The following is a 26,292-nucleotide window of genomic DNA, read 5'->3' on the forward strand; positions in this document are numbered from 1 at the left end:
TGTCGAGCCTTTGATTAGGCGAGGACGCCCATGATGTCTTCTTCGCGCATGACGAGCAGCTCTTCGCCGTCGACCTTGACGGTCTGGCCGGAGTACTTGCCAAAGAGAACGCGATCGCCGACCTTGACGTCGAGAGCGATGATGCGGCCGGCTTCGTCGCGCTTGCCCGGGCCGACGGCGATCACTTCGCCCTGGTCAGGCTTTTCACCGGCGGAGTCGGGGATGACGATGCCGAAGGAGGTGGTCGTTTCAGCAGCAAGACGCTTGATGATGACGCGGTCATGCAACGGACGGATCTGCATTTGTTGTTCTCCAAATAAAACGGTTTCCGGCGGGCGGTCGCATCGCCCCTTCTCAGGGCGGGGTTCGGCTGCCGGATGCAAAAAAACATTGCCTCGGCGGACCGCACGGGCGGCTTTGCCTTAGCATTTAAACTCTATATGGGGATGCCTCCTTGAAAAACAAGGGGGCTGTTGAAGAATTTTTACAGGTTGCCGAGTCGCTCCCGGGCGCCTTGGTGGAAATGCCTGCGGCGAGGGTGGAATGCGGTTTTCAACGAGAGGCTCCGCGGCCGTTTTTGCGGCTTTCGGAATGATGGCGGCGGGCCTTTGGTCCGTTTCGTGCAGCGGTTGGGCCGCCGAGCAGAGAAGGCTCCCGCCCATGCTCAGGAAGGCCGCCGCGGACTGCGGCGTCGACCCGAGGGCGGTGACGGTGTCGGTCGTCGCGCTCGACGGACTGAGGATGCCCGAGGGCGGCAGGATGCCCGTCGTCCGGCCCCTGCTTGCCGTCAACGCCGACAGGTCGGTGGCTCCCGCCTCGACCGCGAAGCTGGTGACGACGCTCGCGGGACTCGAACTTCTGGGCGCGGACTGGAAGTGGAGGACGGGGTTCTATGCAAAGGCGAGGCCTGATGCGGAGGGCCGCGTCAACGGCATCTGGCTCAGGGGCGGCGGCGATCCGACGCTCGTCGCCGAAAAGTTCGGGCTCCTCGTCGAGCGGATGGCGCAGATGGGCGTCAGGCGCATCGAGGGCGACCTGACGGTCGACCGCTCTTACTTCGACCTGCCCGAAGGAGATCCCTCCGCCTTCGACGGTCGGGGCTCCCGCCCCTACAACCAGCTGCCCGACGCGGCGGTGGCGGGCTATCGCAGCCTTTCCTTCGAGTTCGTTCCCGACGAGTCGTCGGGGACTGCGCGCATCATCAGCATGCCGCCGCTCTCGGGGCTTGAGGTTCCGTCGACGATCCGCCTCTCGCGCGGCGCCTGCGGCGACTGGAAGTCGACGATCGGCTACAGGCTCGAACACCTTTCCGACGGCAGGCTCGCAGCCAGGTTCGAGGGCTCGCTTCCCCTTTCCTGCGGACCGAAGACCTTCAGCGTGGTGTCCCTTTCTCAGAACGAATACCTCGAACGTCTCTTCAGGTGGTACTGGGAGCGCGACGGGCGCACCTGGACGGGACACGTCGCCGAGGGGCGCGTGCCCGAAGGCGCCCTGAAGCTCGCCGAGCGGGAGTCCGATGCGCTTCCCGTCGTGACGACGCTTGTCAACAAGTGGTCGAACAACCTGATCGCCCGTCACATCTTCCTTACGCTCGGCACGCTCAGAAACGCGCCCGACGAGGCGGACTCAGGATCCCGAACTGCAGGCGGAGCCTTTGCGCCCATGGAGCGTCCCCGCCCCGGCGTCGACACGGACGACGCACGAGCGGTGCTGGCGGGCTGGCTGGCTGAAAAGGGCGTGCCCGATGGCGCCGTCATGATCGACAACGGCTCGGGTCTCTCGCGCACCTCGCGCGTGACGGCGCGTGCAATGACGCAGATTCTTGCGGCGGGCTGGCTTTCGCCCCGCATGACCGAGTACGCGGCGTCGCTGCCCGTCTCGGGCGTCGACGGCACGATGAGAAAGCGCCTTGAGGCGACGGGCCGCACGCATCTGAAGACGGGCTACCTGCAGGACGTGCGCTCGATCGGCGGCTACGTCTATGCGAAGAACGGCAGGCGGTACGCGCTTTATGCCAGCGTGCACGGCGAGCGCAACATGGCAGGCGGTATCAGGTTCCTCGACAAGGTGGTCGAGTGGACCTACCTGCAGAAGTGAGGCCCTGCATCGCAGGCACTTCCTGAGGATTCGGGATCCTGAAACGAAGCTCGCCGCCCGGTATGGTGCCGGACGGCGAGCTTTTGCTTTTTCTGGATTTCCAGGGAAGGCCTCGTCTTATTGCTGCCCGCCCTTCACGGCGTCGAGCACGATGCCCGGCGTCAGGAGCTCGGGGAGCACCTGCACGGTTCCGTCCGGCCTGTAGAGGAGGTAGAGCGGCACGCCGGAGCGGCCGAAGCGGGAGAGGATGTCCGTGATGGCGGGATCGCGGTTCGTCCAGTCGCCCATGAGGAGCGTGACGTTTCCGTCCCTGAAGGCGGTCTGCACTTCGTCGCGGTCAAGAGCCGCGACCTTGTTGGCCTGACAGGTGACGCACCAGGCGGCGGTGAAGTCGACGAAGACGGGGCGGCCTTCGGCAAGGGAGGCCCTGACGGCCTCTTCGGACCAGGGCTGCCAGACGCCCCTGCCCTGTGCGGTGGCGGCGCGGTCGAATTCGCCCGTGGCGATGACGGCGATTGCGCCGGCCGCAAGAAAGGACGTGACGCCCATCAGGACGCGGTTGCGACCGCGGCCCCACTGCTCTCGGCCGAGCAGCCAGAGCGCGATGGCGGCGGAGCCGCAGCCCGCAAGCATCAGAAGCATGCCGTTGAGGCTGACCTGCTTGGAGAGCACCCAGCCGAGCCAGACGACGGCAAGCGCCATCGGAATTGCCATGACCTTGCGGAAGACGTCCATCCAGGCCCCCGGCCTCGGGAGCATTCTCGACCAGCCGGGGAAGATGCAGAGCAGAAGCCACGGAAGCGCCATGCCCAGACCGAGCGAGAGGAAGACGGCGATCGCCTCGACGGCGGGTTGCGTCACGGCGTAGCCCAGAGCGGCGCCCATGAAGGGGGCCGTGCAGGGGCTGGCGACGATGACGGCGAGGATGCCCGTGAAGAACGAGCTCGCGGCACCGGTTCTCGGCGCGCTGCGCGCAACGCGGGTGTCGGCGAGATGGCTTGCGGCAGTGAATTCAAAGACGCCAAGCAGGTTGATCGTGATGGCGACGAAGAGCACGAGCAGGAGCGAGACGACCCACGGACTCTGGAGCTGGAAGCCCCAACCGAGCGCCATGCCCACGCCCCTGAGGGCGAGAAGCGCACCCGCCAGCACGCCCATCGTGACGAGGACGCCGCCCGTGAAGGCGATGCCGTGCGGCAGCAGTCTTTCGCCTCTGCGGTAGCCCTCGATGAGCTGCAGGATCTTGAGCGAGAGGATCGGGAAGACGCAGGGCATCAGGTTGAGGATGAGGCCGCCGAGGAACGCGAAGACGATGGCGGTGAGGGTCGTCACCGAGGCGCCCGAGCCTGCGACGGGAAGTGCGCCGGAGAAGACGGCGGGCTTGGGCACCGCGCCCTTTTCCAGCGGGAAGGAGGTTTCGATCGCCCAGCCGCCCGCAGCGGGGCCGCCGTCGCCCAAGAAGACGCCCGAGAGCGTGGCGCGGGGCTCCTGCAGGAACTCGGGGGCGAGCGTCATGAGGATGGAGGCGCTGCCGTCCTCCTCGGTCTGGTGCTGCGGCTCGTCGGAGAGCTTCAGCACGCGCTCGTCAAGCGGGTAGAAGGAAAGGCTCTTCTCAACGTGCACTTCGGAGGCGGGTACCGTCACCTTGAGGCGGTCCTCCTCGTAGACGGCGCGCACGCCGCGGATGTCGGCCACTTCGGGCACGTTGACGATGGCGTTCGAAACGAGCTCGGCATCGGCCGAGGGCTTCGGCGCGACCTCGTAGGGCAGCGTGATTTCGGCCGTGCCCTCGCCGGGGATGCAGACGTCCTTGCAGGCGAGGTAGGAGACGTGGATGCTGATGCGCGCGGAGCGTCCCTCGGGGAAGCGGGGGATCTCGGCCTCGAACGGAAAGACGGCGGTGCCGCCGTAAGAGAAGCTCACGATTCCCTTGTCGTTGTGACGTTCGGGAAGCGGGAAGCGCGGATCCGTGAGGCGAACGTCCTTCGGCGTCGTGAAGCTGAACTGCGTCGTGAGGCCGGCGTCGCCTGGCATGCGCCAGTACGTGTGCCAGCCCGGCGCGTGCTCAAGCACCACGGCGAGAAGGTTTTCGGCCTGAGGCGTGAGGCCCTCGTTCTGGGCGACGAGCCGCACGGTGACGCTCGGCTCGGGTGCGGGCTGCGCCGCGCGGTCGAGCGTCGAGAGGAGATCCTGGGCCCCGGAGGCCCAGGTGGAGGCCGCGGCGGCGCAGAGCGCAGCTGCGGCAAGCCAGGTCTTGACGGAACCCATGATCGTCCTTTATGCAGGCGCCGCTCAGGCGGCGATTTCAGCAAACGTCTCGCGAGCGGCGGCGATGGTCGCGTCGATCACTTCGTCGGTGTGCATGATCGAGACGAAGCCTGCCTCGAAGACGGACGGGGCGAAGTAGACGCCGCGCTCGAGCATGCCGTGGAAGAAGCGGTTGAACGTCTCCGTGTCGGACTTCATCACGTCGGCGAAGCCGTGCGGGACGGACGGCAGGAAGTAGAGGCCGAACATGCCGCCGACGCTGTCGGCGCAGAACGTGATGCCGTTTTCCTGAGCGGCGGCCGTTAGGCCCTTGACGAGGCGGTCGGCGGCGCGGGAAAGCTTGTCCTGGAAGCCCGGAGCCTGAATGCCCTTGAGGGTCGCAAGACCGCAGGCGACGGCGACGGGGTTGCCGGAAAGCGTGCCGGCCTGGTAGACGGGACCGAGGGGAGCGATCTGCTGCATGATTTCGCGGCGACCGCCGAAGGCGGCAACGGGCATGCCACCGCCGATCACCTTGCCGAGCATCGTGAGGTCGGGCTCGATGCCGTAGAAGGCCTGGGCGCCGCCCTGAGCGACGCGGAAGCCCGTCATGACTTCGTCGACGATGAGGACGGCGCCGTGCTTCGTGCAGAGCTCGCGCATCGTGCGAAGGAATTCGGGGTTGCCGCGGACCATGTTCATGTTGCCGGCGACGGCTTCGACGATCACGCAGGCGATGTCGTCGCCCCACTGGGCGAAGGCGTCCTCAAGCTGCTGCGGGTTGTTGTACTCGAGCACGAGCGTGTGCTCCGTCACGGAGGCGGGAACACCGGCCGAGGACGGATTGCCGAAGGTGAGCATGCCGGAGCCCGCCTTGACGAGGAGAGAGTCGGAGTGGCCGTGGTAGCAGCCCTCGAACTTGATGATCTTGTTGCGACCCGTGTAGCCGCGGGCGAGGCGGATGGCGGACATGCCGGCCTCGGTGCCGGAGCTCACGAGGCGGACCTGGTCCATGGACGGCACGAGCTTGCGGACCTCTTCGGCGATGAGCGTCTCGCCCTGCGTGACGGCGCCGAAGGAGAGGCCCTTCGAGACGGCTTCGTCAACGGCGGCGATGACTTCGTCGTTGTTGTGGCCGAGGATCATCGGGCCCCAGGAGAGGATGTAGTCGATGAACTGCTTGCCCGTGGCGTCCCACATGTAGGGGCCCTTGGCGCGGTCGATGAAGCGCGGGGAGCCGCCCACGGAGCGGAAGGCTCGCACGGGGGAGTTCACGCCGCCCGGAATCGAGATCTGCGCACGCTGGAAGAGTTCGTCATTGAGGTCCATTTGTTCAACTCCTGAAAGCATGGAACGTGTCCGCGGCGGCCTCTCAAGGGTCGCGGCCGCCGGGACGGCAAATGAAAAAAGGGCGGCCTTCGAAGCGGGCCGCCCGAAAAAACAATGAATTTTACCGAAACAGTCTGAACGCACCGTTAACGGGTGTTGCGTCCGGGACGGATTCGTGCGGCGTCAGAACGCCACGCCCAGGGAGAGCGTGAAGTCGGTCGCCATGGGCTTGAGCACGTAGTCGTCGCCGCGGGCCTCGACGGTGCCCTTGTAGCGGGCGAACGAGGTGAACATTTCGGCGTTGACGAAGACGTTCTTCGTGACCGCGTAGGTGGCGCCGAGCGACGTGACGGGGTGGAAGGAGTCGTCCTTGCCGGCGGGGCCCTTCATCTTGGAGTAGCCCAGACCGCCGCCCGCGTAGAGGCGGAGGCTGTCGAGGGCGTCGATGTTGTACTGAAGCTGGACGGCCCAGGTCTGGAAGCGGTAGGACTTGCTCGTGTCCGTGCCCGCCGTCTTGATGTCATGCTCGGAGCGGCGGTACGAAACGTCGGTCGCCCAGTGGCGGCCCGAGTAGTGGCGCATGCCGACGTGCCAGGAGCTGTCGTTCTTGACGTTGCTCGGAGAGAACTCCTCGCCGTTGTCCATGTACTCCCAGCCCCAGCCGCCGTAGAGGTAGTTGCGGTCTGCGCTCCAGGCGCTGGTGGCGGGCAGCGGAAGGTCGCGGCGCTTGGCGTCGTCGATCGTGATCGTGGAGTAGAAGAAGAACACGTTCGTGACGGGGATGTACGTGCCGTAGAAGGAGATGTCGTCCGTGCCGATCTTCGCGACGGGCAGCGGCATCGGGAACGGAACCCACATGTAGTCGCCGCGGGCGGAGACGGCGGCGAGGTAGCCTGCGCCGACGTGCAGGCCCGTGCCCGCGACAGGCCAGCGGGCGACCCACTGGTAGCCCGCGACCGGTTCGGGACGGTAGTTAGAGTCGACGAAGGTCACGAGGAAGAAGGAGCGCTCGTTGCCGCGGTTGTCGATGACCTGACGGCCGAGACCCATGCCGAAGGGATAGCCGTTCTCTTCATGACGCTTGTCCCAGTCCCAGGTCGGGTGGTTCGTGTAGGTCGGAACGACCCAGAGGCTGTTGCCTTCCTTCATGATGGCCTTGGCACCGCGGACGGTGTCCTGCCAGAAGGAGCCGAAGTCGCCGGGGCGTTCGGCGGAGGAGGACACGTAGCCGGCCGGCGTCGTGTCGATCACGGCTTCAAGGAAGCCGGCATGAGCCTGGCCGGCGGCGCAGGCCGCAGCCGCCGTCGCGGCGGCAAGCGTCTTCATTTTGATGTTCATGGCTTTGCGGCCGCCCGCATCAGGCGGGGCGGCCTTCTTGTAAGTTGTCTGAATCGGGAGCGGAGATGCCGCGTCCAGGCGACGGGGTCCGCAGAACCCGTCATTGTCGCACAAGGCATCGAGGCGGGCGTCAAAAAAAGCGGGAAAACTCGTCGAGCGAGTTGAAAAAATGCGCCAAAGCGGGTAGAGTGCGTCCCCTGACTGCGAAACTTTTCCAGACGATCGTCGGCGGAGCAATCCGCGGGAGGAAAGTCCGGACTCCGCAGGGCACCGTAGCAGCTAACGGCTGTCCGCCGCGAGGCGAGGATCAGAGCAACAGAGACGAGCCGGCGTTGGGGTCGGTTGAAACGGGCAATCTCTACGGGGAGCAACATCAAATAGGCAGCCTATGGTTCGGCCCGGACCGGTTGCGGGTAGATGGCTTGAGGCGTCGCGCGAGCGCCGTCCTAGACGAATGATCGTCACTGCGCCCTCGGGCGCGGAACATAATCCGGCTTATCGGGAGAGTTTCCGGTCATCAGACAACAGAAGAGGGGTTCGGCACAAGCCGAACCCCTCTTCGTTTATTTGCAATCGTCAGATCGATCAGGCGAGAGCCGATTCGGCCTCGCAGCGGCGCACCTTGATGCGGCCGTCGACGGCGATCGGCTCACCAGTCTTTTCCGAGATCATGAGCGGATTGATGTCAAGTTCGTCGATGAAGGGAAGGTCGGTCACGAGCTGGGAGAGACGCAGGAGCGTCTCCTCAACCTTGGCGATGTCGGCGGGCGTCGTGCCGCGGGCGCCCTGAAGAAGCTTGTAGGCCTTGACCGAGCGGACCATGTCGCGAGCGTCGGTGTCCGTGACGGGTGCGATGCGGAAGGCGACGTCCTTCATGACCTCGACGAAGACGCCGCCGAGGCCGAACATCAGCATCGGGCCGTACTGTGGGTCGGTGGCGATGCCACAGACCATTTCGCGGGAGCTCTTGACCATTTCCTGAATGATGACGCCTTCAAGCCCGTCGAGCAGGCCGCGCTCGTCGAGCTTGGCGACGAGGTCGCGGTATTCGGCGCGAAGCGCCTCGGCTGAGCCTATGTTGACGCGCACGCCGCCCACGTCCGTCTTGTGGGACGTGGTCTTGGAGGTCATCTTCATGACGACGGGGTAGCCGATGCGGTCGGCGACGGCGACCGCTGCGTCCTCGTCTGCGGCAAAGCCGGCCCTGCACACGCGCACGCCGTAGGCGTCGAGAACGTCGATGCTCTCGCGCGTCGTAAGCTGGTCGCGGCCGTCGGCAAGCGCCGTGCGGATGATGTTGCGGGCGCGTTCGCCGTCAACCTTGAAGTCGGGAAGCACGCCCTCGGGGCGCTCGATCCAGAGGCGCTGTTCGTTGAGGCGCGCAAGGCCCTCGACCGCCTCCTCGACGTACATGAAGAAGGGCACGTTGACGTCGGCGGCGGAGAATGCCGTGAAGAACTCGCTCTTCGTCATGAAGACGCCGACGACGGGCTTTTCGGGATGTGCGGCCTTGATCTCCATGATCGCGCGGGCGACGTCGGTGTCCTTGAGGCCGAGGAACGGCAGGTAGATCGTGATGACCATGTCGACGTTCGGATCGGCGAGCACCGTTTCGAGCGTCTGGCGATAGTGCTCGATCGGAGCGGAGGCGATCATGTCGACGGGATTCCTGACGGAGGCGGCGGCAGGCAGGAAGCTCCGGAGCTTCGCTTTCGTTTCGTCCGTGAGCTCGGCCATCTTCATGCCCTTTTCGCAGATGGCGTCGGTGCCCATGATGCCGGGGCCGCCGGAGTTCGTGACGATGGCGACCCTGTCGCCCTTCGGAATCGGGCAGTTGGCGAAGACCTTGGCGGTTGCGAAGAGATTCTTGAGGGAGAACTCGCGGATGACGCCCGACTGGCGCAGGAGCGCGTCGGCGGCGAGGTCGGCGCCTGCAAGACTGCCCGTGTGGGAGGATGCGGCGGAGGCGCCTGCGGCCGAGCGGCCCGCCTTGAGTGCGAGCACGGGCTTCTTCTTGGAGAGGCGCGAGGCGATGCGGCGGAAGTTTGCGGGATTCTGGATGGACTCCATGTAGAGAAGGATCTGCCTGACGTCTTCGTCCCCCTCCCAGTATTCAAGCGCGGTCTCGGCGTTCACGTCGGCCTGGTTGCCGATCGAAATGAACTGCGCGAAGCCGAGGTTGAGGTCGCGGAGAATGTTGAGGATGCCCCCACCGAGCGCACCGGATTGGGAGACGAAGCCGATGTTGCCGCGCTCGGGCAGCGCTTCGGCAAAGCAGGCGTCCATGCGCACGGCGGGATGCGTGTTGACGACGCCGAGACAGTTCGGCCCCACGCAGCGCATGCCGTAGCGGCGGACGCGTTCGAGAAGCTCGGCCTCGAGCCGGGCGCCTTCAGTCCCCGTTTCCTTGAAGCCTGCGGAGATCACGCACAGGCCCTTGATGCCCTTTTCGTGGCACTGGTCGATCGTCTGAAGCACGAAGCGTGCGTTCACGATGATGACGGCAAGGTCCACTTCGCCGGGAATGTCGAGCACCGTCGCATAGGCGGGCAGGCCTTCGATGACGCCGCCCTTCGGGTTGACAGGATAGACGGGGCCGGCGTAGCCGTATTCACGCAGGCGCTTCATGATGTCCGAGCCGATGGTGTGCTGCTTGGTGGAGGCGCCGACGACCGCGATCGAGCGGGGCTTCATGATCTTGTCGAGGATGTTCATAAGTCGTGTCAGATCGAAGGGTGGGTTCGAGGGGGCCTCTCTCGGTGAAAACGCGTGAGGATGAGGCTGTACGGCGCTTTCGGAGAGGCAATCCGTCAAGCCTATCACATGACGGACGGCTTGCTGTGCGGGCTAAGGCGAATTATCTAGTCCGGAGTCCCACGCGGGAGCGGATGCGGGGCCTCGAAAAAAGATGTTGCCTGCCTTGACCGTCGGACGCCTTGACGCTAAAGTGAGACTGCAGAAGTGGGAAAAAGTGGGGGAGATCCGCTGCGGGCCGCAGGCTCGTGCGGCGAACGAAACGGCTGGTTGCGGGAGGACCGAGGGTGTTTCAAGGCACTTCGCTCTTGTCATTGGATCAGAAGGGACGCCTGTCGATGCCTGCAAGGCATCGGGAGGCTCTTGCCGTTTCGTGCGCGGGAAAAGTCACGGTGACGAGGCATCCCGACGGCTGTCTGGTGTTGTATCCGGCGCCCGTCTGGGAGGAAAAGCGCAGGGCGCTGGCGAAGCTGCCGTATTCGGCGCGCGCCTTCGTGCGCTATGTTCTCGGCAGCGCCGTCGATCTGGAGCCGGACCGTGCAGGCAGGATTCTGATTCCCTCCGAACTCAGGCAGATGTGCGGCCTCGACAGGGAGGTTGCGCTGATCGGCATGGGCGAGCACTTCGAGTTGTGGGACAGAAGCACGCTTGAGGCGCGTGAACGCGAGGCGCTCGCGGCCGAGCTTGATGCGGCGGACTTCTCGTTCTGATTGTGAAGAATTTTCGGGGCGGAGCGGTTGGTTCCGCCTCCATCGTTTGTGAGTTGCGGGCGTGAGCGAGGCATTCATTCATCTGTCGGTTTTGGGCGAGGAGGCGCCGGAGGCGCTTGTGGGAGACCCTGACGGACTGTACGTCGACGGAACATTCGGGCGCGGAGGTCATTCGCGTCGCATTCTTGAAAAGCTGTCCCCGAAGGGACGGCTCATTGCGTTCGATCGCGATCCCCAGGCGGTCGAGGTTGCCAGAAGCTGGACGGATCCGAGGTTCACGATCATTCACGAGCCCTTCTCGACGATGACGGAGTCTCTTGCCGCGATCGGCGTTCATCAGGCCGACGGCATCTTTCTCGACATCGGCGTCTCGTCCCCCCAGATCGACGACGCTGCGCGCGGCTTCTCCTTCCGCTTTGACGGTCCGCTCGACATGCGCATGGACACCACGCGCGGCATGACGGCGGCTGAGTGGCTGGCGCAGGCCGAGGAGCGCGACATCCGCCACGTGATCAGCCTTTACGGCGAGGAGCGCTTTGCGGGACCGATTGCGCGTGCGATCGTCGCACGCAGGAAGACGAAGCCCCTGGAGACGACCCGCGAGCTTGCGGATCTGGTTGCAGGCGTCGTGCCTCGCAACCGCAAGGACATGGGCCAGCATCCCGCCACGCGCACCTTTCAGGCCGTGCGCATCGAGGTGAACCATGAGCTCGACGAGCTCAAGCAGGCGCTTGACGCCGCCGGAGGGCTTCTGAAGCCCGAGGGGCGTCTTGCCGTCATCACCTTCCACTCGCTCGAGGACCGCATCGTCAAGCACTTCTTCGACAGGGCGGCCCACCCCGAGCGCGGGCTCGATCCGAGGCTTCCTCTCACGAACGACATGCTGCCCAAGCCGCTCTTCGACAACATTGAGCGCATCAAGCCGTCCGAGGCCGAGTGCGAGGCGAATCCGCGCGCGCGTTCGGCGATTCTCCGCGTCGGCGTGCGAACCGTGTCGCCCTGGCGTCCGGAGGACGGGGCATGCGCCAGGTAAGCAAGATGGACCTGGTCGTCGTGGCCGTGCTGGGTCTCGTCCTCTTTGCGCTTGCCATCACGCTCGTCAACGTCCAGTACAGGGCGCGCACGCTCTTCGTGGAGCATGAGCGCGCCGTCGACGTGGGCCGCAGGCTCGCCGACGACGAGGCCCACCTTCTTCTCAAGGTCCGCAAGGCGTCGCTTCCCGGAAGCATCGCTGACGGCGCGGGTGCGCTCGGACTCGAGGTGGCCAGAGGCGAGAATACGGTGAACCTGGTGGTGGACGAACATCACAGGGTCACGTTTGCGCCCGACACGGCCGCAGCTCAGGCTGCGGCGGCCGATGGCAAGGCGGGGGCCTCCGAGGGCTCCAGAGGAGGCCGTCCATGAAGCTGTCGCTTCTCGAATGGATCGAGCGTTCCGTGCTCGCCGTCTGGGAGAAGATCGCGGACTTCCTCGCAAAGGACCGTGAGGCCAGAAAGGCTGCGCCCGAGCATGCCGCCGACCCCCTCATCATCATTCCCATTCCGAAGAACCGCACCTACCTTGCGTTTTTCGGAATCCTGATGCTTTTCTTCATTCTTGCGGGCAGAACCTTTTATCTGCAGGTCTTCAACAATGACTTCCTGCAGAACGAGGGCGAAAAGCGCTTTGCGCGCACGATCACGATCCAGGGGCCCCGAGGCGAGATCCTCGACCGCAACGGCATCGTGCTCGCGTCGAGCCAGCCCTGCCGTAGCGTCTGGGCGGACCCTGCGCTCGTGCCCCGCAGCACGAAGGAGGAGAAGCAGCAGCTGCGCGAGCTTGCGAAGCTGCTCGGCATCAAGTACTCGGAGCTGCTCAAGAAGCTTGACCACAGCTCGTCGCCCAACTTCGTCTATCTGGCCCGCAACCGCGATCTCGGCCTGGCCGAGGCCGTCGGTGCACTCAGGATCCCCGGCATCGGTATGTCGCCCGAAATGCGCCGCCGCTATCCCGACGGTCCCGCCATGGCTCACATCGTGGGATACACGGGTGCGGACGATCACGGACAGGAAGGCGTCGAACTTGCCCGCGACCATGTGCTGGCAGGGCGCGCGGGCTCGAGGCGCGTGATCCGCGACCCTCACGGCCGCATCGTCGACGACGTCTGGGCCAAGGAAAGCGAGGCGGGCACCGACGTGACCCTTGCGATCGACTCCAGAGTCCAGTTCATCGCCTACGAGGCGCTCAGGGCCGCCATCGAGCGACATCAGGCTAAGGCGGGCGCCGTCGTGGTGGCGGACGTCAACACGGGCGAGATCATCGCGCTGGCCAACGAGCCCACGTACGATCCGAACGATCGTTCCACGGTGCTTTTCGAGCGCGTGCGCAACCGCGTGCTCACCGACCAGTTCGAGCCCGGCTCTACGATGAAGCCGTTTGCCATTGCTAAGGCGCTCGACATGGGGCTTGTGGATCCGCTCACGACCATCCAGACGTCGCCCGGCAAGCTCACGATCGGCGACCGCACGATCGGCGATACGCACGACTACGGCCTTCTGACGGTGGCCGAGGTCGTGGCCAAGTCCTCCAACATCGGCACGGCGAAGATCGCCCTCGAAATCTCGCCACAGACGCTCTATGAGACGTATTCGGAGCTCGGCTTCGGCAATGCGCCCAAGATCGGCTTTCCCGGCGCGACCTCGGGCAGACTGCGTCCAGGCAAGACCTGGCGCCCCGTCGAGCAGGCGACGATTTCCTACGGACACGGCGTGACCGTCTCCCTCATGCAGCTTGTCAAGGCGTACACGGCGCTTGCGAGAAACGGCGACGTCATCGACCTCACGCTCTTCAAGCGAATGCCTGGCGAGACTGCCGCAGGCACGCAGGTCTTCAAGCCTGAAACCGCACGCCGCATGAGGGCCATGATGATGGCGACCGTCAAGCGCGGCGGCACGGCCTCCAACGTCAATGTGGCGGGCTACTCGGTCGCGGGCAAGACGGGCACGGCCAACAAGGTGAAGAACGGACAGTACACGAGGGACGTGGTGGCGAGCTTCGTGGGCATCGTGCCCGCGACCCAGCCCCGCTTCATCGTCGCCGTGATGGTCGACGAGCCCAAGAAAGGCCGCTTCGGCGGTCTGGTGGCCGCCCCCGTCTTCAACGAGGTGGCCACGGGTGCGCTGCGCACCCTGATGGTTTCGCCCGACGACAAGACGGCGCCTGCGGGCGGCGGGCTTCTCGCGAAGGTTAGACACTGACAACGCAATGGATTGAACACAAGATGAACAAGTCGATGAACGAAGTGACGGCCTGGCTCAAGGCCCTTGTGCATGACGGCGCCCATCTGCGGCTCGACAGCCGCAGCGTGAAGCCGGGCGACGTCTTCGTCGCCGTTCCCGGCCTCAAGGCCGATGGCCGCGCATTCATCCGCGTGGCGGCCGCGCGAGGCGCGGCGGGCGTGCTGATGGAGACGCGCAACGATGCGCCCGACGCCGAGCGCTTCCCGATCGCCAGCCTTTCCGTCGACGACCTCTCGAAGCACCTAGGAGAGGTGGCGGCCGCCTTCTACGGCGATCCGTCTTCGAGGATGACGGGCGTCGCCGTGACGGGCACGAACGGCAAGACGACGACCACGCACTGGATCGCCGCGCTTCTGACGAACTTCGGCACGCCCTGCGCCGTCATGGGCACGGTGGGCTGCAGGTTCGCGGGCGAGTCCTTCGACATGCCCGCGCTCACGACGCCCGACGCCGTGAGCCTTCAGGGCGTCTACGCCGACCTTGAAAAGGCTGGCGCGAAGGCCTTTGCCGTCGAGGCAAGTTCGATCGGGCTTGAGCAGGGCCGCATGACGGGATCCCATTTCGACACGGCCGTCTTCACAAATCTGACGCGCGATCATCTTGACTACCACGTTACCATGGACGCCTATGCCGAAGCCAAGGCCATTCTTTTCGCCTGGCCCGGCCTCAGGACCGCGGTCGTCAATGTCGACGACCCTTATGCGGGACTCATGGCCGAGACGGCGAGGAAGAACGGCGCGGCCGTCTGGGCGACGACCCTGACGGGCGTCGTGCCTTTTGCGGCCGACCATGTCGTCGAGGCCTCGGACATCGAGGCCACCGAGGCGGGCACGCGTTTCCTGATGAAGGTGGACGGAGCTGCGACGTCTGTGCACCTTGCGCAGGTGGGCGGCTTCAACGTCTCGAACTTCATTCAGGCGGCCACCGTGCTGCTTGCAAAGGGCTGCGAAGCAGACAGGCTCGCGGCCTGGGCCGAGTCGCTTGCGTCGCCTCCGGGCCGCATGCAGCTCATGCGCGCCGAGGGCGCGCCTCTTGCGGTGGTCGACTACAGCCATACGCCCGATGCGCTTGAAAAGGCGCTTGAGAGCCTGAGGCCTGTGGCACAGGCCCGCGGCGGTCGCCTCTGGGCGGTCTTTGGCTGCGGCGGCGACCGTGACGCAGGCAAGCGTCCCGTCATGGGCGGCATCGCCGTCAGGCTCGCCGACGAGGTCGTCGTCACGAGCGACAATCCGCGCACGGAGGATCCCGACGCGATCATCGCCGACATTTCGGCGGGCGCACCCGGCGCCCGAGTCGTGACGGACAGGGCCGAGGCGATTCATCACGCCGTTGCCGAGGCCGACGGAGCCGACGTTGTGCTCATCGCCGGCAAGGGCCATGAGGATTATCAGGAAATCAACGGCGTTAAGCACCACTTCAGCGATTCCGAAGTCGTGCGCGAGGCCTTCAACGAACGACGCGTGCAGATGCTGCGCGCGGTTGAGGGAGTCTGATCATGGAATGCCTGCAGCAGCTTCTTGAAGCGCTCGAGCCGGTTGTCGTTGCGGCGGCCGGAGACTTTTCGCAGTCCTACGAGGGCTTTTCGACGGACACCCGCACGGTGAAGGCGGGAAATGTCTTCGTTGCGCTTTCGGGCGAGCGTTTTGACGGGCACGACTTTGTTGTCGGAGCGGCCGAGGCGGGCGCCGTGTGCGCCATCGTCGAACGCAAGGTGGACGCCGCCATCACCCAGATCGTCGTCACGGACTCGGGGCTGGCCTTCGGGCTTGCGGCCAAGGCCTGGCGCGGACGCTTTGCGCTCCCGCTCGCTGTCGTCGCCGGCAGCAACGGCAAGACCACGACGACCCAGATGCTTGCATCGATCCTCCTCGCGCGATGGGGCGCCGAGCGCATGTGCGCGACCGAAGGCAACTTCAACAACGAGGTCGGCGTGCCCAAGATGCTTCTGAAGCTTGCCTTCGAGCACCGCGGTGCGGTGATCGAGTGCGGCATGAACCACAGGGGCGAAATGGCGAGGCTCGCCGACTGGACGCGTCCGACCGTGGCGCTGCTTACCAACGCGCAGCGCGAGCATCAGGAGTTCCTCAGGGGCGTCGAGGAGACGGCCCGTGAAAACGGACTCGTGATCGCCGCCCTCCCCGAGAGCGGCACGGCGGTCTATCCCGCCGACGACGCATGCGCGGACATCTGGGCCGACCTCGCGCTCGCGCGCGGCGTCGACGAGCTGACCTATTCGACTGATCCCGACGTCGAGGCCGACGTCATGGGCCGAGTCGAGAACGGAGAGCTCGTGATCTCGACGGACGAAGGCGACGTGGTGCGCACGAAGCTTCGCATTGCGGGAAGCCACAACGTGCACAACGCCACGGGCGCTACGGCTGCGGCCTTTGCTATGGGCATCGGCCCCGAGGCCGTTGCGGCGGGGCTCGGCGCCTTCGAGCCTGTTCCCGGACGCGGCACGCGTTTCGTCGGAAAGCACCTTGTTGTGATCGACGAGGCATACAATGCCAATCCCGACAGCGTGCGCGCCGCCATGAACGTCCTTGCGGGCGAGGCGGGCCCGAGGACCTTCATCCTGGGCGACATGGGCGAGATCGGCGACAGCGCCGAAGAAGCCCACCGCGAGGCCGGCGAGTACGCCAGATCGCTCGGCATCGACGCCCTCTACGCCTGCGGTCCGCTTTCCCGTCATGCGGCGGAGGCCTTCGGCGAAGGCGGCCGCTGGTTCGAGACCAGAGACGCCCTCATCGAGGCACTCAAGGGTCTCAGGGGGACGGCGACCGTCAAGGCGAGCCACTTCATGGGCTTTGCGGCCGTCGTGCGCGCCCTGCAGGACAACGAAGAATAAACCCAGCAATCCAAGAACAAAGAGAGCCTGAGCCTTCAGGCTTTGCAACATGCTTCTAGAACTTTTCCGCTCTCTGGCCGACGGTTTCCCGGCCCTCAACGTCTTCAACTACCTGACGCTGCGCGCGGTGCTTGCCGCGCTCACCTCCATGGGGATCGGGTTTGCGCTCGGTCCCTGGATGATCGCCCGCCTTAAGAACCTGCATTTCGGACAGGCCGTGCGCACCGACGGGCCCAAGACCCATCTCGTCAAGGACGGCACGCCGACGATGGGCGGCGCGCTCATTCTCTTCGCCATCACGGTTTCGACTCTGCTCTGGGCCGATCTCTCCAACCGCTTCATCTGGGTCGTGCTCTTCGTGACGCTCGGCTACGGCTCCATCGGCTGGATCGACGACTACCGCAAGGTCGTGCACCACAATCCCAAGGGCATGAGCGCGAGGGAGAAGTTCTCGTGGCAGTCCGTGATCGGCCTTGCCGCAGCCTTCTACCTTGTATTTGCGCTTTCCGTTCCTGCGGGCGGAACGCTCACCGAGACGATTGCGGGCTGGGTCGAGGCTGGCTTCCCGCTCGACATCTCGAGCAACCTTCACCTTCTCATCCCGTGCTTCAAGGACATCGCCCTTCCGCTCGGCCTGGTGGGCTTCATGGTCTTCACGTATGTGGTGATCGTCGGCAGCTCCAACGCCGTGAACCTCACCGACGGCCTCGACGGTCTTGCCATCCTTCCGAGCGTCATGGTGGGCGGTGCGCTGGGCATCTTCGCCTACGTCGTGGGACGTCCCGACTATGCGGGCTATCTGATCTTTCCCTACATTCCGGGGGCGGGCGAACTCGTCGTGATCGCAGGGGGCCTGCTCGGCGCAGGTCTCGCGTTCCTCTGGTACAACGCCCATCCCGCCCAGGTCTTCATGGGCGACGTGGGCGCGCTGGCGCTCGGCGGCTGCCTCGGCACCATGGCCGTCATCACCCGTCAGGAACTCGTGCTCGCCGTCATGGGCGGCATCTTCGTCGTGGAGACGCTCTCCGTCATGATTCAGACGGTCTACTTCCGCCTCTCCCACGGCAAGCGCATCTTCCTGATGGCTCCCGTCCATCATCACTTCGAGCTCAAGGGCTGGAAGGAGACCCAGGTCGTCACGCGCTTCTGGATCATCACGATGATCCTCGTGCTCATCGGCCTTTCGACGCTCAAGATCCGCTGACGGGCAGGGCGTTCCGCGGGGTTTGAAAAGGACAGTTTGATCATGAAGCAGGAAGTTGACAAGAAGACCGCCCTCATCGTTGGGCTCGGCGCCTCTGGGCTCGCCTGTGCGCATCATCTCGGTCGCCGCGGATGGAAAATCCGCGCGGCCGACACGCGCGAGGCGCCCGCCGGTGCGCAAAGGCTCGGGGCCGAGATGCCCGATGCAGAAATCCGCACGGGCGGCCTGCCCGAATCGCTCCTCGACGGCGTTTCGCTCGTCGTGATGTCCCCCGGGCTTTCCACCCGCTTCGGTGCGGCTGCACCGCTTGTCGCGAGCGCCAGGGCCCGCGACATTGAGGTCGTGGGCGAGATCGAACTCTTCGCCAGAGCGCTCGCAGACCTTGAGGCCCGCACGGGTTACCGCCCCGTCGTAATCGGCGTGACCGGCACGAACGGCAAGACGACCACGACGACGCTGGTCACGAAGATGGCCGCCGAGGGCGGCCGTCGTGCGACGGCTGCGGGCAACATCGGCCCCAACGCCGTGACCGAGCTCGACAAGGCGCTCGATGCAGGCGTTCTGCCCGAGGTCTGGGTGCTTGAGCTCTCGAGCTTTCAGCTCGACACGACGTCGAGCCTCAAGTGCGTATCCGCAGCTGTTCTGAACGTCACCGAGGACCACCTTGATTGGCACGGCGACATGAAGGCCTACGCCGAGGCGAAGGGGCGCATCTTCAAGCAGGACACCGTTCGCGTCGTCAATCGCGAGGACGCCGAGACGCTCCGTCTTGCACAGGGAGGTCCCGTGCGCACGTTCGGCGGCGGTGAGCCCGTCAAGGCGGGCGAATACGGCCTCGCCAGAGGGGCTGACGGCCTGCTGTGGCTTTCCAGGCTTGATGAGGGCGCGTCTGAGCCCACGCTCTTCTGCCCTGAAAAGTCGCTTCTCATTGCCGGCCGCCACAACGCGATGAACGCACTTGCCGCGCTCGCCCTCATCGAGGCTGCAGGCCTGCCCGTCGGACCTGCGCTCGCCGCGCTTGCCGCGTACGGGGGCGAGCCGCATCGAGTCGAGCGCGTGCTCGATTGTGACGGCGTTACCTTCATCGACGACTCGAAGGGCACCAACGTGGGCGCTGTGGCCGCTGCCGTTAAGGGCTTCGCAGCTCAGGGCCGCCGCATCCTCATCATTCTCGGCGGAGACGGCAAGGGGCAGGATTTCTCGCCTCTGGTCGAAGCCCTGAAAGGCACGGCTGGCGCCGTCGCCCTCATCGGGCGCGACGCGCCCCTGATCGAGGAGGCGCTTTCCGCTACGGGCATTCCCATGGCGCGTCAGACGACGCTTGAGGAAGCCGTGTACTGGCTCTGGGCAAGGCATGCGCAGGGAGACGTGCTTCTTCTCTCGCCCGCCTGCGCCTCCTGGGACATGTTCAGGGACTATGCCGAGCGAAGCGCCCGATTCATTGCCTGTGCCCGCGCGATTGCGGCCGAGGAGCAGGCGTGCTGAGCTTCGGACGGAAAAAGAAGAAGGAGGACTGGCAGACGCAGGGGCGCGCCGTCGCGACGCTCAAGGAGCGTGCGAACGCGAGCCTTGAGGTGATCATCTGCGTGGCCGCACTGCTCGGCATCGGCACCGTCATGGTGTACTCCGCCACGTCCGTCTTCGCCGACAACTCCCGTTACGGCGTCGACGCGCTCTACTTCGTCATGAAGCATCTGCAGAGCATCGTCGTCGGTGTCTGCGCGGGCTGGATCGTCACGAAGATTCCGATGAGCTTCTGGCAGCGCTACGCGCTCTGGGTGTTCTTCGGGGCGCTCATCCTGCTGGTGTGCGTGCTGCTGCCGGGCGTCGGCAAAACCGTCAACGGCGCGAAGCGCTGGATCAGTCTGGGCGTGATGAACCTACAGGTCTCGGAAATCATGAAGGTCGCGGCTCTGATCATGGCTGCATGGTTCGCCGTGATGAGGCAGGAATACATGCATTCCTTCCAGAAGGGCTTCATCCCGATGGCGTTCGCCATGGTGGCCATTGCGGCCCTCATCATTCAGCAGCCCGACCTCGGGGCCATGGTGGTCATCGTCGCCGAAATCATGGGCGTGCTGTTTTTAGGCGGCCTCTCCTTTAAAATCTTCACTTTTGTGATCTCGGTCGTCGTGGGCTTCGTCTTCTGGATGATCATCGACACGCCGTGGCGCTTGGGCAGAATCTTTGCATACTGGGATCCTTGGGCTCCCGAGCACGTGCTCGACAAGGCTTACCAGCTGTCGCACTCCCTGATCGCATTCGGACGCGGAGAACTCTTCGGCGTGGGCCTCGGCGGCTCGGTCGAGAAGCTCTACTACCTTCCCGAGGCGCACACCGACTTCATCATGGCGGTGATCGCCGAGGAGACGGGCTTCGTGGGCGTCTGCCTCGTTCTCTTCATTTACTATTGGCTTATTAGGCATGCGTTCGAGATCGGACGCGTGTCGATCAAATTGGAAAGATTCTTTCAGGGTCTTCTTGCGCAGGGCATCGGCGTATGGTTCGGCGTGCAGGTCTTCATTAACGTGGGCGTGGCCTCGGGGCTACTGCCGACCAAGGGTCTGACGCTTCCCTTCGTGAGCTTCGGGGGCAGCGCCTTGCTCTCGGGCCTCATCGCCATCGGCCTGCTGCTGCGCGTTGACAAGGAAAACAGAATGCTGATGCGCGGAGGTCAGGTGTGAGCACGGATTCGAAACATTTGGTGATTCTTGCGGCCGGTACGGGCGGTCACGTGATGCCCGGCCTTGCCGTGGCGAAGGTCATGGCAAGCAGGGGATGGAAGATCTCCTGGGTCGGCACGGTCGCAGGCATGGAGCGCGGGCTCGTGGAGCGCCACGGCATTCCGTTCCACGCACTCGACTTTCAGGGCGTGCGCGGCCGCGGTCCGCTCGGCGCGATCAAGGGCGGCTTCAAGCTGATCGGCGCATTCTTCGCGTCGATGAAGCTTCTCAATGAGCTAAAGCCCGACGCCGTCTTCTCGACGGGCGGCTATGTCGCCGTGCCGTTCGGCTTTGCCGCTCACCGCAGGAAGCTTCCGCTCGTGATGATGAACTGCGATGCGGACCTGCTGATGTCCACCAATACGCTGCTTCCCTTCTGCGACGCGCTCGCCTGCGGCTTTGCCGGCGGCGCGAGGACGTTTGCGAAGGAAAAGGGCCGCACGACGGGCAACCCCGTTCGTGAGGAGATTGTCGCCGTCTCACCCCCGCAGGACCGCATGGCGAACCGCACGGGGCCGCTGCGCGTCTTCATCTTCGGCGGCAGCCTCGGCGCCCAGGTCTTCAACGACAACATGCCCGCCGTCTTTGCGGCCATTCCGCAGGAGCAGCGTCCGATCATCGTTCATCAGACGGGCAAGGACCGCGATGCGCCCGTGCGCGAGGCCTATGAAAAGCTCGGCGTCAAGGCCGAGGTCGTTCCCTTCATCAACGACATGGCGGCCCGATACGAGGACTGCGACGTGGTGATCTGCCGCGCGGGCGCGACGAGCGTCTCCGAGCTTTGCGCGGCGGGCGTGGCGAGCATTCTCGTTCCGTTCGTCGCCAAGACGACGGCGCATCAGACGGGCAACGCGAAGTACATGGTCGAGCGTCATGCCGCGATCATGGTGCCGCAGCCCGAGTTTACGGTCGAGCGCATGGCCGAACTCATCTCGGGGCTCACCCGCGACCATCTGCTTGAGCTTGCGAAGAACGCCCGTGCGACGGCGCGTCCGCAGGCCGCCGAGGCCGTGGCGAACCTCATCGTCGAAACCGTCGCCCGCAGGACGGGAGCGCAGGACGCCAAGTAAAGGATTGACGGGCGGGATCCCTTTCCCGCCCTCTGAGGAGATTCAAGCGTGAAGTTTTTGGTCAACCATCTGCATTTCGTCGGCATCGGCGGTGCGGGCATGAGCGGCATCGCAGAGGTGATGCTCAATCTCGGCTACGTCGTGAGCGGCTCGGACCTCTCGAAGAGCGCCGTCACCGAGCGCCTGCAGTCGCTCGGTGCGCGCGTCTTCTGTGGCCACGACAAAAAGCACATCCGCGGCGCGGACGCCGTGGTGATTTCGTCGGCGGTGCATGAGGACAACCCGGAGGTCGTCGCCGCCCGCGAGCTCGGCATTCCCGTCGTGCCGCGCGCCGTGATGCTCGCCGAACTGATGCGTCTTCGCCGCGGAATCGCAATTGCGGGCGCCCACGGAAAGACTACGACCACGTCGCTCACTGCGTCGCTGCTCGCCGCAGGCGATCTTGATCCGACCTTCGTGATCGGCGGCCGTCTCAACAGCGCGGGTGCGAACGCCAGGCTCGGCACGGGCGAATTCCTCGTCGCCGAGGCGGATGAGTCGGACGCGTCATTCCTCAACCTCACACCCGTGATTTCCGCCGTCACCAACATCGACGAAGATCACATGGACACGTACGGCCACAGCTTCGAGAACCTGAAGTCCGCCTTCGTCGACTTCCTCGAGAGGCTCCCGTTTTACGGCGTAGCCGTGCTCTGCGCCGATGACGAGCATGTGCTCGAGATTCGTCCGCGCGTGACCAAGCCCGTGATTCTCTACGGTCTGTCGGCCGACGCTCAGGTGCGCGCGATCGACGTGCGCGCCGTCGGCACGCAGATGGCCTTCACGATCCTGAGGCCCGATCATCCGCCGCTTCCCGTCGTACTCAACCTGCCAGGCATCCACAACGTGAGGAATGCTCTGGCCGCCGTGGCGATCGCCACCGTGGTGGGCGTCTCCGACGAGGCCATTGTTCGTGGCCTCTCGGAATTCCGCGGCGTGGGCCGCCGCTTCACGCAATACGGCGATATTCCCGTGCGTGCCGCCGACGGAAGTGTGACGGGCCACTACAAGCTCATCGACGACTACGGTCATCATCCCCATGAAATGGCGGCGACGCTTGCCGCCGTGCGCGGCGTCTGGCCCGAAAAGCGCGTCATCGTCGCTTTCCAGCCGCATCGCTACACGCGCACCCGCGACTGCTTCGAGCAGTTCGTCGACGTGCTCGAGGACATCGACGGGCTCGTGCTCGCCGAGGTCTACCCTGCGGGCGAAGCTCTGATCGAAGGTGCGGACAGCGAGCATCTTGCCGCAGCCATTGCCGCCAAGGGCTTCCACCGACCCGTCGTCGTGCCCGTCGAGGGCGTGGCCGATGCGATCGCGGGCATGGTGCGCGACGGCGACGTCGTCATCACCATGGGCGCAGGCTCCATCGGTAGGGTCGCGCCTGCGATCGCCGACGGCGCGAAGTGACGCGGGAACTTTGAATTGAATCGAATGAATTGAACGGAAAGGATTAGTGAAGATGGAAAACTTAGGTCGTGTCGTGCTGCTGATGGGCGGCGTTTCCTCCGAGCGCGAGGTCTCTCTGATGTCCGGCGAAGGCGTCCACAAGGCGCTCGTGTCGAAGGGCGTTGACGTCCTCAAGTTCGACCCGAAGACGGACAGCCTTGAGACGCTTGAAAAGGGTGGCTTCGACCGCGCGTTCATCGCGCTGCACGGCCGTCTCGGCGAGGACGGCACCATTCAGGGCGTGCTCAACTATCTCGGCATCCCGTATACGGGGCCGGGCGTTACGGCGAGCGCCATGGCCATCGACAAGGATCTGACGAAGCGCGTGTGGCGCAGTGCGGGTATTCCCGTGCCCGAGGGCGTCATGATTGATCCGAAGGCGGACGACGCCGTGCTTGAAGAGGCCATTGCGTGTCTCGGCGCGACGGGTCTCGTGGTCAAGCCCGCTCACGACGGTTCCTCGATCGGCGTCACCAAGCTCGCCGAGCCGACCGTCGCCGCCCTCAGGAAGGCGCTTGAGGACGCTGCGGGCGTCCGCGGCGACGAGGTGCTTGTCGAGGAGTACATCCACGGCAGGGAGTTCACGGTCGCCGTGCTTGACGGTCGTGCGCTTCCCGTGATTGAGATCCGCGCTCCTGAAGGCGACTACGACTTCAACAACAAGTACTTCGGCGACGCAGTGCACTACGACTGCCCCGCGAAGCTCGAAGACGAAGCGGCCGCGACGCTCGGCTCGCTCTGCGAACGTGCGTTTGCCGCCGTAGGCGCACGCGGCTGGTCCCGCATCGACGCGCTGCAGCGCGCCGACGGCTCCTTCGCGCTGCTCGAGATCAATACGTCGCCCGGCATGACGCCTCATTCGCTCGTGCCGATGGCGGCCCGTGCGGTCGGCATGGATTATGCCGACCTGTGCCTCAAGGTTCTGTCGCTCGCCCGCTGCGACTGAGCGCGGGAGCGGATGACAGACGGAGTTTCGCAGGATGAAGGCTGAGAGTCCCGAAAACCCCGCGGAGGCCGTCACGCCTGAAGAGGCGATCGAGCGGCGTGCTCTGGCGCGTGCGCAGGAGGAGGCCCGCGAGGCCCGCCGCGCAAGCCTGCGCTTCTGGACGAAGACGGTCTGCGGTCTGGCTGCGGCGGCCGTCGTTGTGCTTGGCGCAGGCCGTGCGGCCGATGCGGTGATGCATCTGCCCGTCTTCGACTTCTCGACTCTGGAGGTCGAGGGGGATGTTGCGCGCGTGCCCGTCGAGCGCGTGAAGCAGGCGGTGGAGCCCGTCATTCGGGGCAACTTCTTCACCGAGGATCTCGACGAGGTCCGCAGGGCGGCCGAGACGGTGCCTTGGGTGAAGCGTGCCGTGGTGAGGAGAGTCTGGCCCGACGGCCTTCGCATTGCCGTCGAAACCTACAGCGCCTTCGCGGTCTATGAGGACGGTCGTCTTGTCGATCCAGACGGCGTGCTCTTTTCCGCCAATCCCGACGAGCGCGACAACCCGTCCGATCCGCTGCCCAACTTCTACGGTCCTGCAGGACAGACCGCTCAGATCGCCCGATACTACAGGGAGTTCTCCCGCGCGTTGAGCTCCATCGGCGCGACGGTGACGGACGTCGCCTGCAGCGATCGCGGCGGCTGGAGCCTCGTGATGGCTTCGGGCGACATTCCCGCAACGCGCGTGGAACTCGGCAGGGAGGACGCAGGCACGAACATCGTGGCGAAGGTTGCCGATCTGGCGGCGGCCTACCCGAGGGTCGTCGAGCTGATGGACGGACCGCCCGCCTCCATCGACCTGCGCTATGACAGGGCGTTTGCGGCCACGCTTCCCGACCGCGAAGCCATTCGAAAACTGCGGGAAGCCGAACAGAGAACGGATACGGATGTCCCGGACGAAGAGCCTGGGAGCGCACAGCACGATGAACAACCCGAATGATTATCTTGTCGGTCTCGACATCGGCTCCCACAAGGTGCTGTGCGTCGTTGCGCTCCCGTCGCCCAAGGGCGAGGGGCTCTACCGCATCTGTGGCTACAGCTTCAGGGATTCGCACGGCGTTCGAAACGGCATCGTGACGGATCTCAATGCCGCCGTCGACGACATCAAGGCGGCGGTGCGCGAGGCGCGCTCCGCAGGCAATCTTCCCGAGCTTTCGAATGCCTGGGTCGCCATCGGCGGCTCCTCGCTCACGAGCGAGAACTGCCTGGGCACGGCCGTCGTGCGAGGCAATGAGGTGAAGCCCGCGGACGTCGAGGCGGCGGAAAACAATGCGCGCGAGCACAGCTTGCGTCAGGGCAAGCAGCTCATCAAGATGATCCCGCAGGGCTATTCGTGCGGCGATACGTTTTCGCAGACGCCGGTCGGTCTGGTGGGCGACAAGGTGACGGCCTACTATCATGCCGTTTACGGCTCCGTGAAGAACGCCGAGAACATGAAGCGCAGCCTGCTGCGTTCCGGCATCGAACTTGCGGGATATGAGCCTCATCCGATCGCCGCCGCGCTTGCGGTGAGTACGGAAAGCGACCGCTACAACGGCACGCTCGTCCTCGACATGGGGGCAGAGACGACGTCGATGACGCTGGTGTACGAGCACAGGACGCTTCTGACGGCCGTCCGTCCCTTCGGGTCGGAATTCTTCACGCGCGACCTGAGCACGATCTTCGGCGTGTCGCTCGACCAGGCCGAAGAGCTCAAGATCCGCTTCGGAAGCTGCAGCATGGACGGCGTGCTGCCGGGCGAAAGCGTCCGCCCCTCGCTGGAGGACGTGCGCGGCACGCCGCTCTGCTCGCGAAGCCTGATCGTGCAGACCCTGTACGAGCGCGCGAAGGAGTTCTTCCGCATCTATCGCGACGTCATCGAGAAGGCGGGCCATCTCGACAAGGTCCATGCCGTGATCATCACGGGCGGAGGCGCGAACCTTCGCGCCATCGACGAAGTTGCGCGAGACGTGTTTGGAGTTTCCGTGCGCATTGGTGCGCCGCTCTGCTTTGATGAGAAGAATGCTCTTTCCATGAGGCCGAACGCCAGCGTTGCCGCAGGCCTGTTGATGGCGGCCGACAAGACGAGGGCCGCAGGCGACAGCCGAAGCTACAGAACGCCGTCTCTCCTGAACCTTTCGGGAAGGATAAGAACCGTGTTTTTCGGGGACTACTGAGCCCGCCTGCCGAAGCTGTTCGAGGCGGCTCCGGCAAGCAGAAAAGCCAAAAGTCCGCCATAATTAAA

The 26,292-nt window shown here is 65.0% G+C and carries 20 protein-coding genes and 1 other RNA gene; 16 read left to right on the top strand and 5 right to left on the bottom strand.

Going from position 1 to position 26,292, the window contains the following annotated elements; genetic code table 11:
* Positions 1–14: 14 nt before the first annotated feature.
* A complete protein-coding gene (locus HMPREF3036_RS08360) occupies positions 15–302 on the bottom strand; it encodes a co-chaperone GroES (protein ID WP_005435963.1) in 288 nt (95 codons plus the stop codon).
* A 358-nt stretch (positions 303–660) separates the two neighbouring features.
* Here HMPREF3036_RS08360 and HMPREF3036_RS08365 point away from each other — a divergent pair, with 358 nt between their 5' ends.
* Complete coding sequence (locus HMPREF3036_RS08365) at positions 661–2,097, top strand: D-alanyl-D-alanine carboxypeptidase/D-alanyl-D-alanine-endopeptidase (RefSeq protein WP_051009056.1); 1,437 nt, start codon at positions 661–663, stop codon at positions 2,095–2,097.
* 117 nt (positions 2,098–2,214) lie between these two features.
* Here the strand turns inward: HMPREF3036_RS08365 and HMPREF3036_RS08370 are convergent, their stop codons facing one another.
* The 3 genes from HMPREF3036_RS08370 to HMPREF3036_RS08380 form a co-directional block, all read right to left on the bottom strand.
* Entirely contained in the window at positions 2,215–4,365 is a 2,151-nt protein-coding gene (locus HMPREF3036_RS08370; protein WP_062333545.1) for a protein-disulfide reductase DsbD family protein, read from the bottom strand.
* A gap of 24 nt (positions 4,366–4,389) precedes the next feature.
* Positions 4,390–5,673, bottom strand: coding sequence for a glutamate-1-semialdehyde 2,1-aminomutase (gene hemL, locus HMPREF3036_RS08375; protein WP_005435970.1), 1,284 nt, complete (start codon positions 5,671–5,673; stop codon positions 4,390–4,392).
* Positions 5,674–5,856: 183 nt separating this feature from the next.
* Positions 5,857–7,011 (bottom strand): outer membrane beta-barrel protein, encoded by a 1,155-nt coding sequence (locus tag HMPREF3036_RS08380; protein WP_005435971.1) that lies wholly within the window; start codon positions 7,009–7,011, stop codon positions 5,857–5,859.
* A gap of 206 nt (positions 7,012–7,217) precedes the next feature.
* On the opposite strand from HMPREF3036_RS08380, the gene rnpB reads away from it, so the two are divergent.
* An RNA gene (rnpB, locus tag HMPREF3036_RS08385) (RNase P RNA component class A) lies at positions 7,218–7,525 on the top strand.
* Positions 7,526–7,596: 71 nt separating this feature from the next.
* Here the strand turns inward: rnpB and HMPREF3036_RS08390 are convergent.
* Positions 7,597–9,726: an acetate--CoA ligase family protein gene (locus HMPREF3036_RS08390; protein ID WP_062333548.1), complete on the bottom strand. Its 2,130-nt coding sequence runs from the start codon at positions 9,724–9,726 to the stop codon at positions 7,597–7,599.
* Between the two features lie 326 nt (positions 9,727–10,052).
* Between HMPREF3036_RS08390 and mraZ the strand changes: the two genes are divergently transcribed.
* The 14 genes from mraZ to ftsA all read left to right on the top strand — a co-directional run bounded on the left by mraZ (position 10,053) and on the right by ftsA (position 26,224).
* Positions 10,053–10,475: a division/cell wall cluster transcriptional repressor MraZ gene (gene mraZ / locus HMPREF3036_RS08395; RefSeq protein WP_038007339.1), complete on the top strand. Its 423-nt coding sequence runs from the start codon at positions 10,053–10,055 to the stop codon at positions 10,473–10,475.
* 61 nt (positions 10,476–10,536) lie between these two features.
* On the top strand, positions 10,537–11,508 hold the full coding sequence (rsmH, locus tag HMPREF3036_RS08400) for a 16S rRNA (cytosine(1402)-N(4))-methyltransferase RsmH (protein WP_062333551.1): 972 nt from the start codon (positions 10,537–10,539) through the stop codon (positions 11,506–11,508).
* Positions 11,496–11,879, top strand: coding sequence for a hypothetical protein (locus tag HMPREF3036_RS08405; protein ID WP_005435976.1), 384 nt, complete (start codon positions 11,496–11,498; stop codon positions 11,877–11,879). The genes rsmH and HMPREF3036_RS08405 overlap by 13 nt, the downstream gene beginning before the upstream one ends.
* Positions 11,876–13,711, top strand: a complete 1,836-nt coding sequence (locus tag HMPREF3036_RS08410; RefSeq protein ID WP_062333554.1) for a peptidoglycan D,D-transpeptidase FtsI family protein — start codon at positions 11,876–11,878, stop codon at positions 13,709–13,711. The genes HMPREF3036_RS08405 and HMPREF3036_RS08410 overlap by 4 nt, the downstream gene beginning before the upstream one ends.
* 23 nt (positions 13,712–13,734) lie before the next feature.
* A complete protein-coding gene (locus HMPREF3036_RS08415) occupies positions 13,735–15,246 on the top strand; it encodes a UDP-N-acetylmuramoyl-L-alanyl-D-glutamate--2,6-diaminopimelate ligase (RefSeq protein WP_062333557.1) in 1,512 nt (503 codons plus the stop codon).
* A 2-nt stretch (positions 15,247–15,248) separates the two neighbouring features.
* Positions 15,249–16,601 carry a UDP-N-acetylmuramoyl-tripeptide--D-alanyl-D-alanine ligase gene (gene murF / locus HMPREF3036_RS08420; protein ID WP_062333560.1) on the top strand — a complete coding sequence of 451 codons (1,353 nt, stop codon included), beginning with the start codon at positions 15,249–15,251 and terminating at the stop codon, positions 16,599–16,601.
* Positions 16,602–16,650: 49 nt separating this feature from the next.
* Positions 16,651–17,805, top strand: coding sequence for a phospho-N-acetylmuramoyl-pentapeptide-transferase (gene mraY, locus HMPREF3036_RS08425; RefSeq protein WP_005435985.1), 1,155 nt, complete (start codon positions 16,651–16,653; stop codon positions 17,803–17,805).
* Between the two features lie 42 nt (positions 17,806–17,847).
* Complete coding sequence (gene murD, locus HMPREF3036_RS08430) at positions 17,848–19,290, top strand: UDP-N-acetylmuramoyl-L-alanine--D-glutamate ligase (RefSeq protein ID WP_005435988.1); 1,443 nt, start codon at positions 17,848–17,850, stop codon at positions 19,288–19,290.
* Positions 19,284–20,489, top strand: a complete 1,206-nt coding sequence (gene ftsW / locus HMPREF3036_RS08435) for a putative lipid II flippase FtsW (protein ID WP_005435989.1) — start codon at positions 19,284–19,286, stop codon at positions 20,487–20,489. The genes murD and ftsW overlap by 7 nt, the downstream gene beginning before the upstream one ends.
* On the top strand, positions 20,486–21,598 hold the full coding sequence (gene murG, locus HMPREF3036_RS08440; protein WP_005435990.1) for an undecaprenyldiphospho-muramoylpentapeptide beta-N-acetylglucosaminyltransferase: 1,113 nt from the start codon (positions 20,486–20,488) through the stop codon (positions 21,596–21,598). Before ftsW ends, murG begins: the two co-directional genes overlap by 4 nt.
* 48 nt (positions 21,599–21,646) lie before the next feature.
* Positions 21,647–23,047, top strand: coding sequence for a UDP-N-acetylmuramate--L-alanine ligase (gene murC / locus HMPREF3036_RS08445; RefSeq protein ID WP_005435991.1), 1,401 nt, complete (start codon positions 21,647–21,649; stop codon positions 23,045–23,047).
* A gap of 52 nt (positions 23,048–23,099) precedes the next feature.
* Complete coding sequence (locus tag HMPREF3036_RS08450; RefSeq protein ID WP_005435992.1) at positions 23,100–24,032, top strand: D-alanine--D-alanine ligase; 933 nt, start codon at positions 23,100–23,102, stop codon at positions 24,030–24,032.
* 34 nt (positions 24,033–24,066) lie between these two features.
* Complete coding sequence (locus HMPREF3036_RS08455; protein WP_005435993.1) at positions 24,067–25,008, top strand: cell division protein FtsQ/DivIB; 942 nt, start codon at positions 24,067–24,069, stop codon at positions 25,006–25,008.
* A complete protein-coding gene (gene ftsA, locus HMPREF3036_RS08460) occupies positions 24,992–26,224 on the top strand; it encodes a cell division protein FtsA (protein ID WP_062333564.1) in 1,233 nt (410 codons plus the stop codon). The genes HMPREF3036_RS08455 and ftsA overlap by 17 nt, the downstream gene beginning before the upstream one ends.
* Positions 26,225–26,292 lie beyond the last annotated feature (68 nt).

It is taken from the genome of Sutterella sp. KLE1602 (assembly GCF_001578585.1).
Lineage (GTDB): Bacteria > Pseudomonadota > Gammaproteobacteria > Burkholderiales > Burkholderiaceae_F > Sutterella > Sutterella wadsworthensis_A.